The sequence below is a fragment of the Enterobacter cloacae complex sp. ECL411 genome (assembly GCF_021869665.1).
GTDB classification, from domain to species: Bacteria; Pseudomonadota; Gammaproteobacteria; order Enterobacterales; family Enterobacteriaceae; genus Enterobacter; species Enterobacter intestinihominis.
In genome coordinates, this window is the sequence record NZ_CP091486.1 from 2,821,685 (window position 1) to 2,836,361 (window position 14,677).

Sequence of the window (14,677 nt, forward strand, 5' to 3'; positions counted from 1 at the left end):
TAGAGACGTGCCATCTGCCAAAAACAGGGAGTTAGTATGGTCAGCGCGCTGTATGCGGTGTTAGGTGCATTACTGCTGATTAAATTTTCATTTGATGTTGTGCGCCTGAGAATGCAGTACCGCGTCTCCTACGGTGACGGGGGCTTTTCTGAGCTGCAAAGCGCAATCCGGATCCACGGCAACGCGGTCGAGTACATTCCCGTCGCGTTAATTTTACTGCTGTTAATGGAGATGGATGGCGCAGAAACCTGGATGGTGCACGTCTGTGGGCTGCTGCTGATTGCAGGGCGTTTGATGCATTATTATGGTTTTCACCACCGCCTGATCCGCTGGCGTCGTTCCGGCATGAGCGCGACCTGGTGCTCGCTTTTGCTGATGGTGCTGGCTAACCTTTGGTATATGCCTTGGGAGTTGGTTTTCTCCTTCCATTAGCGCACAATATGCCCCTTTATTTTTCCCGGATTTTTACGTTATGTCAGATCGCGACACGCTTTTTTCCGCGCCTATCGCCAGCCTGGGCGACTGGACCTTTGATGAACGGGTAGCCGAAGTCTTCCCGGATATGATCCAGCGCTCTGTTCCCGGTTATTCCAATATCATCTCCATGATCGGCATGCTGGCGGAGCGTTTCGTTCAACCCGGCACGCAGGTCTATGACCTGGGCTGTTCGCTGGGAGCGGCAACGCTGTCCATTCGTCGTAACGTTCATCACGAAGGCTGCAAGATTGTGGCTGTCGATAACTCACCGGCCATGGTTGAACGCTGCCGTCGCCACATTGACGCGTATAAAGCCCCTACGCCTGTGGAGGTGGTGGAAGGCGATATCCGCGATATCGACATCCAGAACGCCTCGATGGTGGTCCTGAACTTTACCCTTCAGTTCCTGGTGCCGGACGATCGTCAGCGGTTGCTGGATAAAATTTATCAGGGTCTGAACCCGGGCGGCGCGCTGGTGTTGTCTGAGAAATTCAGCTTTGAAGACGCCAGCGTGGGCGAATTGCTGTTCAATATGCACCATGATTTCAAGCGTGCAAACGGCTACAGCGAGCTGGAGATCAGCCAGAAGCGCAGCATGCTTGAAAACGTCATGCTGACGGATTCCGTTGAAACACACAAAGCGCGCCTGCGCAAAGCTGGATTTGAACACAGCGAACTGTGGTTCCAGTGCTTTAATTTTGGTTCTCTGGTGGCGCTGAAAGCCGGAGACACAGCATGATCGAGTTCGGTAATTTCTATCAACTGATTGCCAAAAACCACCTTTCCCACTGGCTGGAAACCCTGCCTGCGCAAATTGCCACCTGGCAGCGCGATCAGCAGCATGGTCTGTTGAAGCAGTGGTCCAACGCCGTGGAGTTTCTGCCTGAACTGACGCCTCATCGTCTGGATTTACTGCACAGCGTGACGGCGGAGAGCGAAGAGCCGCTCCCGGCCGGGCAGATCAACCGCATCGAAACGCTGATGCGTAACCTGATGCCGTGGCGCAAAGGGCCGTTCTCGCTGTACGGCGTGAACATCAATACCGAATGGCGCTCAGACTGGAAGTGGGATCGCGTTCTGCCGCATTTATCCGACCTGACCGGGCGCACCATTCTGGACGTGGGCTGCGGTAGCGGCTATCACATGTGGCGCATGATCGGCGCAGGCGCGCATCTGGCCGTCGGTATCGATCCGATGCAGCTGTTCCTGTGCCAGTTTGAAGCGGTGCGTAAGCTGCTGGGTAACGACCAGCGCGCGCACCTGCTGCCGCTGGGTATCGAGCAACTCCCTGCTCTGAAAGCCTTTGATACCGTGTTCTCGATGGGCGTGCTGTACCACCGTCGTTCCCCGCTGGAGCATCTCTGGCAACTGAAAGATCAGCTGGTCAGCGGCGGTGAGCTGGTGCTGGAAACGCTGGTCATCGAAGGCGATGAACATGCCGTTCTGGTGCCAGGCGATCGCTATGCGCAGATGCGCAACGTTTACTTCATCCCTTCCGCGCTGGCGCTGAAGAACTGGCTGGAGAAATGTGGGTTTGTCGATGTACGCATCGCCGATGTGTGCGTGACGTCGGTTGAGGAACAGCGTCGCACCGACTGGATGATCACCGAATCGCTGGAGCAGTTCCTCGATCCGGACGACCACAGCAAAACCGTCGAAGGCTATCCGGCCCCGATGCGTGCGGTATTGATTGCGACCAAGCCGTAGTTTGTGCCGGGTGGCGGCTGCGCCTTACCCGGCCTACGCGTCGCACGTTTTCTCCAAAATAGTTCAAGTTGCAGCAAGGCGGCAACGCAGCGAATCCCCGGGAGCTTACATCAGTAAGTGACCGGGGTGAGCGAGGCGGCCAACGCGGCTGCGGCTTGAAATATGAAGGAGAAAAAAAGGCCCCTGTGTAATTTGCAGGGGCCTGGTACAAGCAAGCATCATATTGGGCGACATGATGCGCGGTAAAAATCGGTACGTTGCTACACGTGATGACGTTCAATCAGCGATTTCATTTCCGCAACCGACTCTCCATCCACACCGTAGCGCGAGTACTCATCCGCTTCAGCATCCGTCGACATTGACAACCCTGTATTGCGATAACGCATGGGTGAAGGTATCCATTTACCCGCCGAGCTGTGTAGCTCTTCCACCCCTGCGTTTAAAAACAGTTCCAGATTGCTGGCGCGTACTCCTGCGCCCGCCATGATTATTGGAACACCGGAATGTGCTTTTAGTTCCGTAATTAATTTCAGTCCTTTTTCAGCCGAGGGCTGCTGGCCCGACGTCAGAACGCGCGCCACGCCTAGTTCTGCCAGCGTATCAAAGGCTTGTATCGGATCCTGACACATATCGAACGCACGATGAAAAGTGACCGCCATTCCCTGGGCTGCGCGCATGACCTGGCGCATACGCGAAAGATCGATGTTTCCGTCTTCGTCCAGCACACCGATCACCAGGCCCGGAAAACCGGAATCACGGACGAGGGCGATATCCTCAAGCATGGCACTGAACTCACCCGCCGTATAACAAAAATCACCGCCGCGCGGGCGAATAATCGGGTGCACCGGAATGGTGATGGCCTGAAGAGCTGATTTCAGCACGCCAAAGGACGGGGTTAATCCCCCTTCTTTCGGTGCCGCGCAAAGCTCGATGCGATCGGCCCCCTGCCGTTGTGCAGTGACGGCACACTCCACGCTGTAACAACAAATTTCCAGCAGCGCCATGTCATCCTCCTTAAATTTCACTCAACGTACCATCGTGGCACGTTGCCCGATTCGTGTCTGGATCGACGCTCACAGTGCTTACGCTTCGCTGGCGACGATCTGCTCAATAGTCCAGGGATGGAATTTCACCGTCACGCTGCCGTCCGTTACGGCAAGCGTAGGGTTCGGTAGGCGTTCGCGCTCACCTTTTGGCGAGCTGGTTTTGACGAAAATACCCGGCTGGCTTAACCCCTCGTCGGACAGCAGCGCCAGCGCACGGGCGTTCAGCGTCTCGGGCTCCCCAGGCAGAACAATTTCGATATGCTCCCAGCCTTCGTGCGGATAACGCTTCTCTCCTGGCCAGGGCAGTTCCACAACGGTGAATTGCCAATGCGCCACCGTAACCGGCGCGTGAAGTTTGAACAGGCAAATCGGGCGACCGTTAATGATATTCTCTGACAGCAGTTCTCCGCACTGCTCAAAGCCACGCCGCCAGCGTTCTGCGGTGGCATTCTGGTGGCAGCGCAAAGAGATGTGATCGGCCTCAAGCGGCGCGATATCCAGCCCGAGACGGGTGGCAAGTTCTGTGAACGCCTGGGTGAAGCGCGGTAAATCTGCGGAAATATCATGCAGTTCGTCAATGGTGTGCCAGTTCGCCATAGGTCAGTCTCGTTTCGTGTCGCAAAGCCGCTAATTTACTCTGTTGCCCTCTGTCGACCAACCGCATAATCACGGTTTTTTCGACTGCATGATTATGCATACCGTCTTCGCCTGGATTCTGAGCGATCTTCGCCCCCCGCAGGGCTGACGCCCGAGGGCATTTGCAGTATACTCCCGCCCTAAATTCTTAAACTGGCGTGGGTGTTTTTTACCCGCATCAAAAACGTAAGGTATCCAGGTGAATATTCAGGCTCTTCTCTCAGAAAAAGTCAGTCAGGCACTGATTGCCGCAGGTGCGCCTGCGGATTGCGAACCACAGGTTCGTCAGTCAGCGAAAGTACAGTTTGGCGACTATCAGGCTAATGGCGTGATGGCAGTGGCTAAAAAACTGGGCATGCCGCCGCGACAGCTCGCTGAGCAGGTACTGACGCATCTGGATCTCACCGGCATCGCCAGCAAAACCGAAATCGCCGGTCCGGGCTTTATCAACATTTTCCTTGAGCCTGCGTTCCTGGCAAGCCACGTTGACGCGGCGCTGAAATCTGACCGTCTGGGCGTGGCTCAGCCAGAAGCGCAGACTGTGGTGGTTGACTACTCCGCGCCAAACGTGGCGAAGGAGATGCACGTCGGTCACCTGCGCTCCACCATTATCGGTGATGCGGCCGTGCGTACCCTGGAGTTCCTCGGTCACAAGGTGATCCGCGCAAACCACGTAGGCGACTGGGGCACGCAGTTCGGTATGCTGATTGCGTATCTGGAAAAACAGCAGCAGGAAAACGCAGGCGAAATGGCGCTGGCAGACCTGGAAGGTTTCTACCGTGAAGCCAAAAAACACTACGACGAAGACGAAGCCTTTGCCGAGCGCGCGCGCAGCTACGTGGTGAAACTTCAAGGCGGCGATCCGTACTTCCTCGAGATGTGGCGCAAGCTGGTGGACATCACCATGTCCCAGAACCAGCTTACCTATAACCGTCTGAACGTGACCCTGACCCGCGACGACGTAATGGGTGAAAGCCTGTATAACCCGATGCTGCCGGGCATTGTGGCGGACCTGAAAGCCAAAAACCTGGCGGTGGAAAGCGAAGGCGCAACGGTAGTATTCCTTGATGAGTATAAAAACAAGGAAGGCGAACCGATGGGCGTGATCGTCCAGAAAAAGGATGGCGGCTATCTCTACACCACCACCGATATCGCCTGTGCGAAATACCGTTACGAAACCCTGCATGCGGACCGCGTGCTGTATTACATCGACTCCCGTCAGCACCAGCACCTGATGCAGGCGTGGACTATCGTGCGTAAAGCGGGTTATGTGCCGGATTCCGTGCCGCTGGAACACCACATGTTCGGCATGATGCTGGGTAAAGACGGTAAGCCGTTCAAAACCCGTGCGGGCGGCACCGTGAAGCTCTCCGATCTGCTGGATGAAGCGCTGGAGCGCGCCCGTCGCCTGGTGGCCGAGAAGAACCCGGACATGCCTGCTGACGAGCTGGAGAAACTGGCTAACGCGGTTGGGATCGGTGCGGTAAAATACGCGGATCTCTCCAAGAACCGTACCACCGACTATATCTTCGACTGGGACAACATGCTGGCGTTTGAAGGCAACACGGCGCCGTACATGCAGTACGCTTACACCCGCGTACTCTCCGTCTTCCGTAAAGCCAGTATTGACGAAAGCATGCTGGCGAACGCCACGGTGACCCTTACCGAAGACCGTGAAGCACAGCTGGCTGCCCGCCTGCTTCAGTTCGAAGAGACGCTCTCTGTGGTCGCGCGCGACGGTACGCCGCACGTTATGTGTGCATACCTTTACGATCTGGCCGGTCTGTTCTCTGGCTTCTACGAACACTGCCCTATCCTGACCGCCGAGAGCGAAGCGGTGCGTAACAGCCGCCTGAAGCTGGCGCAGCTGACGGCGAAGACCCTGAAACTGGGTCTGGATACCCTGGGTATCGAAACCATAGAACGTATGTAAAAAAGAAACCCGGCGGTTGCCGGGTTTTTTTATAAATGAACGCCATCAGTCGTGAACGAGTACCTGGAAGGTATCTAATTCATACTCTCTGCCGTTATAGCCGATGCAGCAACCTCTGCTGAGGTGACTTCCAGCTTTACCCACAAAGAGACCGTTATCGAATTTTGCACGGGCAACGTAGAGCTTAGTGCCATTGGCTTCATGTCCCGCCTCAACCATATTCGGTGGGAAATGTTTATCCTTAACGTCTACCCATTTTAAAGCGCCCACGTAAACTTCAAATTCATTACAAAAGTGCTCTCTTCCTCCCCATGGGACCCATGCCGTATTGCCGAACACCCATTTCCCCGGATGAATCCCACCATTCACTTTTGCGCGAATAATAAACAATGGAGATGGTCCTTTGATACCAGGAACACCTATTTCATAACCTGCTACAGGCGCGTCCAATGGGATAAACTCATCCCTTTTCGCTGATTTCCACATAATGATGTCCTTTTCAGTCTAAATAATCATCCGTAGTTAAAATCATTAAAACTCAGAAATTGAATGAATGGCAAAGTCATTATTCAGGCTTTGAAAAATAATCACCTTAACCAGTGATTTTTCCGGGCCTTCCGCATGGATAAAACGGCGAAGCGCAATAAAGGTATGGAACTGGCCAGCCACAAGCTGGCTTCCGACATACAGTAGTGGGAAATAACCCGCACCATCAATATCCTTGAAAACCGTGTCGAACATATTGATATGTTCATCAGACATTTTATCGGCATGCATATTTACAGCAGGGTTAACGATAATACCGCCTATTGTATTTTCCATTGCATCACTCCTTGTATGAATATTAGAAGAATCTTAACGCAGATAAAAAATAGGATAAATACGGATTGTGTTTTGTGAAGAAAATCACGATTTAATACTAAGCGTAATGTATTTCCAGCCTAGTATTCACTCCATCAATATATAACACGCCTGATATTGATGGCGTAAGGTATTTTCCCGGTGCCATTATAAAAAAAAGCCTCTTCTAAAAGAGGCTTTGCAGTAATGAGATTATTATTCAGGTATTAAAAATATTTCCGTAAATATTCCGTCAGACACAGAATCGCCATTGCCTGGCCATACGGCATCGAGGTCAGCGGTATCTGGCGGTAAAACGCCAGATCGCTGCCCATCCCCGTCCCGAAGGACGTTTGCAGCAGTTCCCCTTCCGGCGAGATGTTTTGCACGATACCGCGGATCGCTTTCTCCGCCACCTCTGCATACTCTGCACCGACATACCGCTTGCGCACGGCTTTCAGAATGCCGTAGGCAAACCCTGCCGTGGCCGACGCCTCCAGATAAGAATCAGGATCGTCCAGCAGCGTATGCCACAATCCACTCTCATCCTGACATTTTGCCAGTGCGGCGATCTGCGCATTTAGCACCTGCACCAGATAGCGACGAACGGCGTTGTTTTCTGGCAGATCCACCAGTTCGAGGAAATCCGGGATCACGATGGTCAGCCAGCTGTTGCCGCGCGCCCAGCGGGCCCGGGCAAAGTTGTGATTGCCGTCGTAATTCCAGCCGTGGAACCACAGCCCCGTCTCACGATCCATCAGGTTCTGTACGTGGAGCAGGAACTGATAGATCGCCTCCTCGACGTACTCCGGCTTATTAAGCAGCTTGCCGATTTTCGCCAGCGGCAGCACCGTCATCATCAGCGTGTCATCCCACATCTGCTGATGGTTCTCTTCCGCCAGTGTGATGTGCTGCATGCCGCCATGTTCGGTGCGCGGCATCTCATTCATCGCCCATTCCGCCCAGCTTTCCAGCCACGGCAGCCAGGCCGGGTTTTTGGTCTCTTCGTAGCGATACGCCAGTGTCAGGAACGGCGACATGGTATTCACGTTTTTGGTGGTTGCGCCTTCTGCGAAACGGTCATTAAACCAGCTGTCGATAATCTCGCGCATGCCTGCGTCACCGGTCTGGCAGTAATACTGCCAGATACCGTACAAACCAACGCCGTGCGTCCATTCCCATCCGGCCCAGCCTTTGGTGTCGATCACGCGCCCGTCGTCCAGCCGCAGCAAAAACTCACCCGTTTTGTCGTGGATATTGACCAGATTATGCGTCACCTTTTGAATCAGCGATTTCAGTTCATCCCTGGCGATAAAGCGCTCAGGCTGACGCAGTAACGGGCTATGTTTGACAGGCCAAACTTTCATCATCTTAACCTCTGTTGTATGTCGAATTCAGTACCGCACGATCCTTCAGTGAAGGGGCCGCTGGCTTGTTGCGATTCAGGTAACCGATATTATTGTTGCCCCACAGGGATTCATACGGCATACCGGCCAGCATCTCCACGGTGGCGCGGGCCTGCGGGGTCGCCGCCTCCGGCATCGCATGGCCGGACTCGCGCATTTTCGCGGTCTCTTCACGCAGGGTGCTGTGGGTCTGCAAATTGAGTTTGAAGCGCAGGGAGACCAGGAAGCCGCAGAACAGTACCAGAATGGTGCCGACGCTCAGGATCATCAGGATAGTGTGGCTCACTTCCGCAGGCTGCACTTTTTGACCGCTGACAAAGCCAGACATCTGCATCACGATCCCCACCAGCATTACCGCACCGGCCTGGGACGCTTTACGGGTCAGCGTCATGATGCCCGCGAAGATCCCTTCGCGACGCTGACCGGTGATCACTTCGTCCACGTCAGCAATGTAGGTGTAGGTATTCCACGGTACGTAGTTGATACCCCCGCGGCCAAGACCAGCAACCGCAGAGATCAGCAGCAGCAGAGCGTAAACGTCGCTCAGGCCCGCGTAATAAAGCACCGCGTAAGAGAGCGAGGCCAGGCCAAACAGCACGACCACCATGCGGTAAGACGGCGCAGGTCCGAAGCGAATGCACAGCGGGATCATGCCAATCACGGCGAGGAACTGGAAGATGGCCATCGTGCCCAGCAGGTTGGACGCCATGGATGCTTCCTGCATCAGCACAAACACCACGTAATAGGTGAATACGGCGTTGAACACATCCTGGGCAATATAGCCGCCGAGATACATGCCCAGATGCTGGCGGAAAATCTTGATACGCAGCGTCGAACTTAATTCGACAAAAAGACGGTTCAGGCTCTGTCCCAGGGTCAGCTTTTTCTTCTCTTCTTCAGCGCGCAGGGCTGCTTCAGACCACTCTTCCCGCGGACGCTCCCAGGTGAAGAACCAGACGAAAGTAAGCATCAGCGCGCAAAGTACGGAGAAGACCAGGCTTGCATAGAAGAAGGAGATCGCGTTGTCTTTGCCGAAATGCGTGAGCAGGATCCCCGGCAGGAAGGAGGCCAGAATGGCGGACATCTGGGCCATGGAGATACGCGCCCCGGAGAATTTGGTTTTTTGTTTGAAATCGTCAGTCATTTCCGGCACCAGCGTTTCATACGGCACCAGAATCATGGTGTAAACAATATCAAAGATCAGATACGTTAGGAGGTAATACCAGAAACTCATGTCCCCTACCCACATCAGCGAGTAGCTGAAAACGCAGGGAATACCGAGCAGGATGAAGAACTTACGCCGGCCAAAACGCTTACCCAGCCAGGTGGTACCAAAATTATCGGTTAAAAAGCCCATTAACGGACTGACAACCGCATCCAGCACCCTTGCGGCGGCGAAGATAAAGGTTGCTTCAATCGGTGTGAGTCCACAGAAGGTCGTATAAAAATACAAAAGCCAGGCGGCCGTCAGGGCGGTAGTCCCCGCTCCGAGGAAGTCCCCTGAACCGTAAGCAAGATAATTTGCGAGTCCAATTTTACGTGTTTTCATTGCCGTCAACCCTAATCAGTTTTGGGAGACTCCCTGTAAGCAAACCTCGTCCGGGAGCTTTTACACGGCTACAGTAAAAGTATCGACCTGGTGAAACCTTTCTGTTTCTGCCATCACAGGGTGGTGAATGGCAAAAATGCAAAGAGTGTCAATACGCGTGTCACTGATTTATAAAACAGCGTTTCTTTTGTATCAAAAGGGAAGGTCAATTTTGCGAGCCAGCCTTCAGAAATGCCTGAAGACTGGCGAAAAGGCGGGCAGTTAGCGGTAGTTGACGAGCACCTCGTTGCGCTGAACCTTCAGCGCCGGGATCAGACGTCCACCGCCTGGCACTTCCCAGATAAAGCGTAAAGGTTCCTGAGCAGACACCCCGTTGAAGGCCTGGGTGATGCCATTTTGGCCCTCGATTTCCGCGCAGCGGGTCAGCGAGCACAGCCGCACCCGCAACCCGGCCGGTGTGGGTCCCGTCAGGGTGTAATTCCAGGCCACCAGCGTCATCTGCCCGGAGACGGGCTCAGAGGCTGACAGCGGACGGGAGGAGATCGACTCCCCCCGATGGTTGAGCGTTAAGCCGATACTGCTGGCCTGCCATGCCCCCTCGCCTGCGGCCTGCACCGCCAGCGGGAAAAATAAGATCCACAGCCACTTACGCATTATTTCCCTCCTATGGTCGCCGTCATGCGAATATTGCGGTTATCGGACAGCTCCATATTCGACAGCACCACCAGCTGGTTCAGGCTCCGGCGCAGGAAGCGCGACAGCAGCGGACGCAGCGCATGATTCACCAGCAGCACCGGCGGCGCGCCCAGCATCTCCTGACGCGCCAGCGCCTCCTGGGTTTGCGCCAGCAATCTGTCCGCCAGACCCGGCTCCAGCCCGCCACCGCCCTGTAGGGCCTGAAGCAGCAGACGTTCCAGCGGCGTGTCCAGGCCAATCACCTGCACTTCGCCGGTTCCCGGGAACCATTGCTGGGTTATGGCACGCCCGAGCGCCACGCGCACCACCGCCGTCAGCTCATGTGGATCGCTCTGGAGCGGCGCATGCTCGGCCAGTGTTTCCAGAATAGTGCGCATATCGCGGATCGGCACCTTCTCATCGAGCAGATTTTGCAGCACTTTGTGCAGGGTGGTTAAGGTCAGCACGCCCGGCACCAAATCTTCGGTTAGCTTCGGCATCTCCTGCGTTACGCGGTCAAGCAGCTGCTGCGCCTCCTGACGTCCAAACAGTTCCGCGGAGAACTGGCCAATCAGATGGTTGAGGTGCGTCGCGACCACGGTACTGGCCTCAACAACCGTGTAACCCTGGATCTGCGCCTGCTCTTTCAGGGCGCTCTCAATCCAGATGGCCGCCAGACCAAAGGCCGGGTCGGTCGTCTGCTCACCCGGCAACGTGCCAGCGGCCGTGCCAGGGTTAATCGCCAGCCAGCGGCCGGGGTACGCATCACCGCTGCCGATTTCCACCCCTTTCATCAGGATGCGGTAGCGTGCGGGCGGGAGATCCATATTGTCCCGGATATGCACCACCGGCGGCAGGAAGCCCATGTCCTGGGCGAATTTTTTACGAATGCTGCGGATACGGCCAAGCAGTTCGCCATCCTGCTGGAAGTCCACCATCGGGATAAGGCGGTACCCCACTTCCATCCCCAGCGAATCTTCGAGCTGAACGTCGTTCCAGGTGGCTTCCACCGCCTGGGTGTTCTCAGGCATTTTGACCGGCGCTGGCTCTGCCTTAGGCTGAGTTTCGCGGCCACGCATCCACCAGGCAAGGCCCAGCAGCGCGGCAGTGAACAGCAGGAATACCAGGTTTGGCATGCCCGGCACCATACCGAGCAGGCCCAGTACCGCCGCGGAGAGCAGCATAACGCGCGGGTTGCTGAACAACTGCCCCACCATCTGCTCGCCTACATCCTGATCGGTGCTGACGCGGGTCACAATTACGCCCGCCGCGGTGGAGATCACCAGTGCCGGGATCTGCGCCACCAGACCATCACCAATGGTCAGCAGCGTATAGCTTTCCGCTGCGTGGCCCATGTCCATGCCGTGTTGCAGCACGCCGACCAGCAGGCCGCCGACGACGTTAATCACCATGATCAGAATGCCCGCGATGGCGTCACCGCGCACAAACTTACTCGCACCGTCCATGGAGCCGTAGAAATCTGCCTCCTGGGTCACTTCGGCACGGCGTTTTTTTGCTTCATCTTCCGCAATCAGCCCGGCATTCAGGTCGGCGTCGATTGCCATCTGCTTGCCCGGCATCCCGTCGAGCACGAAGCGCGCGCCCACTTCTGCGATACGCCCCGCCCCTTTAGTGATAACCATGAAGTTGATAATCACCAGAATGACGAACACCACGATACCGATGGCGAAGTTGCCGCCCACCAGGAAGTGACCGAAGGCTTCGACCACCTTGCCCGCCGCCGCCGCGCCGGTATGCCCTTCCATCAGGATGATACGCGTGGAGGCAACGTTCAGCGCGAGGCGCAGCAGCGTGGTGAACAGCAGGATCGTTGGAAACGCGGCGAACTCCAGCGTGCGCTGGGTGAACATCGCCACCAGCAGCACCATGATGGACAACGCAATGTTGAAGGTGAAAAGCAGGTCGAGGATAAATGCCGGTAACGGCAGCACCATCATCGACAGAATTAGCAGGATCAGAATCGGTCCGGCAAGGATCTGCCATTGCGTCGATTTCAGGTTGCCGGGCAGGCGCAACATTGCCACCAGATTAGCCATCAGTGTCCTTCTCGTTCAAAAAATCCAGTGCTTCAGGCACCGGAAGGTTCTCAGGTTTTACAGGTCGTTGACCGCCCGCTAAACGCCAGCGTTTCAGTTGCCACACCCAGGCCAGCACCTCTGCGACAGCGGCGTAGAGCTGGCCCGGGATCTGTTGTCCAATTTCCGCGTGGCGATACAGCGCACGCGCTAATGGCGGTGCTTCAAGGATCGGTACGCGGTTTTCCGTCGCGATTTCACGAATGCGCAGCGCAATCAGCCCGGCCCCTTTCGCCACCACTTTCGGTGCGCTCATTTTGTTTTCGTCGTACTGAAGCGCCACGGAGTAGTGGGTCGGGTTAGTGACAATCACATCGGCTTTCGGCACATCTTCCATCATGCGACGACGCGCGGCAGCACGTTGCATCTGGCGGATACGGCCCTTGACGTGCGGGTCGCCTTCCATCTGTTTATATTCATCGCGAATATCCTGACGCGACATTCGCAGCTTCTTGATATGGGAAAAGATCTGGAAGATAACGTCGAACGCCACCATCGGAATAATGCTGAGAACCACCAGCAGCGAGCCTAATCCGACCAGGTTCAGGGCATTCTTCATCGCCGTCATGGGGGATTCACTGATCAGACGCATCATCTCCGGCCAGTGGTGCCACAGAAAAAACCCGGCAGCACTGCCCATAAGAAGCGATTTCAGGATCGCTTTAAGAAGCTCAGCCCCGGTTTGAGCTGAAAACATTTTCGCAATACCGGGTAGCGGGTTGAGCTTGGAGAATTTCGGTTGCAGCGATTTACCGCTGAACACCAGGCCACCGAGCATGACCGGCGAAACAAGAGCCACGATGACCACCCCGGCAATCAACGGCAGCAGAGCGATCATGGCGCTTTTTACCAGGTTGATGATCTGAATGAGGATCAGATTGGGGTCATTGACCATGCTGTGATCAAAACGTAAGCCAGCAGAGAGCATTCCCGCCAGTCTGCGGGCAAGCATCTCCCCGCCCCACCAGATTATGCAGACGCCCACCACCAGGATCAGCAGGGAGGTCAGCTCTCGGGATCGGGGGATCTGCCCATCCTCACGGGCTTTTTCAAGTCGGTGGGGTGTGGGGGCTTCTGTTTTGTCGTCGTTCTCTTCTGCCACTGTGCCTGCTCGCAGCCCATTAATTCACGGGTATCATGCCAGCGCAGAGAAAATCCAATGGCGGGAAAAGCCCGTTTATTCGGGCTCTTTTCGCTGTTTTTGTTCTGAACAACCTCAGGCCGCGTTCACAGCCTGAGGCAGAAGGGCAATCAGAAACCAAGACTGTCCAGCAGATCGTCCACCTGATCCTGGCTTGCCACCACGCCCGCTTTGCTGGTGTCAAGCTGTGGACCATTGAGCAGGCTTTCGTTCTCGCGTTTCGGACGGGCAGCCGGTTCCGGAATATTTTCCAGCAGCACCATCAACAGCTGACGTTCAATCTCCTGAATCACATCCATCATGCGCTTGATCACCTGGCCGGTGAGATCCTGGAAATCCTGTGCCATCATGATGTCCAGCAGCTGGGCATTGGTGAAGCTGGTGTGCCCTGGCACATCGCCCAGGAACTGACGGGTGTCCGTTACCAGTTCGCGGGCATCCGCCAGCTCAATGGGGTTCTCAAACCACTCATCCCAGCGTTGGGTCAGCGCTTTCGCCCCCTTCTCCATCGCATCCTGGTGCGGCTGTGACGCCTCAACGCTGTTCAGCGCTCGCTCGGCCGCCTGCGCGGTCATCTGCACCACGTAGTCCAGACGGTCGCGCGCGTCGGGGATGGCTTCCGCCGCTTCGGCGATAGCCTGGTCCAGCCCCAGCTCACGGAGGCTGTCGCGCAGCATGCGGGTCAGGCTACCAATACGGGCAATAATGTCGCTCGGCGAATGTTCTTCAACGGGTTTCATAGCAGGTTGCAACATTTCCATCACCTCACATGCCGAGTTTCTCGAAGATCTTCCCGAGCTTCTCTTCCAGAGTCGCCGCGGTGAATGGCTTCACCACGTAGCCGCTTGCGCCCGCCTGTGCAGCGGCAATAATGTTCTCTTTCTTCGCTTCTGCGGTCACCATCAGCACCGGCAGAGAGGCCATGCCTGCATCCGCGCGGATGGTTTTCAGCAGTTCGAGACCGTCCATGTTCGGCATGTTCCAGTCGGAAATCACAAAACCAAACCCGCCAGCCTGGAGTTTGTTCAGCGCATCCACCCCGTCTTCTGCTTCTTCAACGTTGTTGAAGCCTAGCTCTTTTAGCAGGTTGCGCACAATGCGACGCATGGTGGAAAAGTCATCCACAACCAAAAACTTAAGCTCTTTATCCGCCATAAAATAATACTCCTGA

The 14,677-nt window shown here is 55.6% G+C and carries 15 protein-coding genes; 4 read left to right on the top strand and 11 right to left on the bottom strand.

All coding sequences use genetic code 11. From position 1 onward, the window contains the following. The first annotated feature begins 36 nt into the window (after positions 1-36). The 3 genes from L3069_RS13515 to cmoB are packed head-to-tail and all read left to right on the top strand — an operon-like array spanning position 37 to position 2,184. The gene (locus tag L3069_RS13515; protein WP_003859737.1) at positions 37-432 is read left to right on the top strand and encodes an MAPEG family protein; all 396 of its coding nucleotides are present in this window, start codon (positions 37-39) and stop codon (positions 430-432) included. A gap of 40 nt (positions 433-472) precedes the next feature. Continuing rightward, positions 473-1,216: a carboxy-S-adenosyl-L-methionine synthase CmoA gene (gene cmoA, locus L3069_RS13520; protein WP_038416270.1), complete on the top strand. Its 744-nt coding sequence runs from the start codon at positions 473-475 to the stop codon at positions 1,214-1,216. Continuing rightward, complete coding sequence (gene cmoB, locus L3069_RS13525) at positions 1,213-2,184, top strand: tRNA 5-methoxyuridine(34)/uridine 5-oxyacetic acid(34) synthase CmoB (RefSeq protein WP_032648765.1); 972 nt, start codon at positions 1,213-1,215, stop codon at positions 2,182-2,184. Before cmoA ends, cmoB begins: the two co-directional genes overlap by 4 nt. A 260-nt stretch (positions 2,185-2,444) precedes the next feature. Here cmoB and cutC read toward each other — a convergent pair whose 3' ends face one another. After that, positions 2,445-3,188, bottom strand: a complete 744-nt coding sequence (cutC, locus tag L3069_RS13530) for a copper homeostasis protein CutC (protein ID WP_038416272.1) — start codon at positions 3,186-3,188, stop codon at positions 2,445-2,447. Positions 3,189-3,266: 78 nt separating this feature from the next. Next, positions 3,267-3,827, bottom strand: coding sequence for a VOC family protein (locus tag L3069_RS13535; RefSeq protein ID WP_023306486.1), 561 nt, complete (start codon positions 3,825-3,827; stop codon positions 3,267-3,269). A gap of 238 nt (positions 3,828-4,065) precedes the next feature. Here L3069_RS13535 and argS point away from each other — a divergent pair, with 238 nt between their 5' ends. Continuing rightward, on the top strand, positions 4,066-5,799 hold the full coding sequence (argS, locus tag L3069_RS13540) for an arginine--tRNA ligase (RefSeq protein ID WP_038416273.1): 1,734 nt from the start codon (positions 4,066-4,068) through the stop codon (positions 5,797-5,799). 45 nt (positions 5,800-5,844) lie between these two features. Here argS and L3069_RS13545 read toward each other — a convergent pair whose 3' ends face one another. The 9 genes from L3069_RS13545 to cheY form a co-directional block, all read right to left on the bottom strand. Next, complete coding sequence (locus L3069_RS13545) at positions 5,845-6,285, bottom strand: DUF3421 domain-containing protein (RefSeq protein ID WP_022648495.1); 441 nt, start codon at positions 6,283-6,285, stop codon at positions 5,845-5,847. A 45-nt stretch (positions 6,286-6,330) separates the two neighbouring features. Further along, positions 6,331-6,621: a hypothetical protein gene (locus L3069_RS13550; protein WP_038416274.1), complete on the bottom strand. Its 291-nt coding sequence runs from the start codon at positions 6,619-6,621 to the stop codon at positions 6,331-6,333. Positions 6,622-6,866: 245 nt separating this feature from the next. Beyond that, the gene (locus tag L3069_RS13555) at positions 6,867-8,006 is read right to left on the bottom strand and encodes a glycoside hydrolase family 105 protein (protein WP_032622451.1); all 1,140 of its coding nucleotides are present in this window, start codon (positions 8,004-8,006) and stop codon (positions 6,867-6,869) included. 4 nt (positions 8,007-8,010) lie between these two features. Beyond that, on the bottom strand, positions 8,011-9,594 hold the full coding sequence (locus tag L3069_RS13560; RefSeq protein WP_022648498.1) for an MFS transporter: 1,584 nt from the start codon (positions 9,592-9,594) through the stop codon (positions 8,011-8,013). Between the two features lie 261 nt (positions 9,595-9,855). Beyond that, entirely contained in the window at positions 9,856-10,248 is a 393-nt protein-coding gene (locus L3069_RS13565; RefSeq protein ID WP_038416275.1) for a flagellar protein FlhE, read from the bottom strand. Then, positions 10,248-12,326, bottom strand: a complete 2,079-nt coding sequence (gene flhA / locus L3069_RS13570) for a flagellar biosynthesis protein FlhA (protein ID WP_003859723.1) — start codon at positions 12,324-12,326, stop codon at positions 10,248-10,250. Before flhA ends, L3069_RS13565 begins: the two co-directional genes overlap by 1 nt. Next, positions 12,319-13,467 carry a flagellar biosynthesis protein FlhB gene (flhB, locus tag L3069_RS13575; RefSeq protein WP_022648500.1) on the bottom strand — a complete coding sequence of 383 codons (1,149 nt, stop codon included), beginning with the start codon at positions 13,465-13,467 and terminating at the stop codon, positions 12,319-12,321. The genes flhA and flhB overlap by 8 nt, the downstream gene beginning before the upstream one ends. Positions 13,468-13,616: 149 nt before the next feature. Next, a complete protein-coding gene (cheZ, locus tag L3069_RS13580; protein WP_022648501.1) occupies positions 13,617-14,261 on the bottom strand; it encodes a protein phosphatase CheZ in 645 nt (214 codons plus the stop codon). Between the two features lie 10 nt (positions 14,262-14,271). Next, on the bottom strand, positions 14,272-14,661 hold the full coding sequence (cheY, locus tag L3069_RS13585) for a chemotaxis response regulator CheY (RefSeq protein WP_000763862.1): 390 nt from the start codon (positions 14,659-14,661) through the stop codon (positions 14,272-14,274). Positions 14,662-14,677 lie beyond the last annotated feature (16 nt).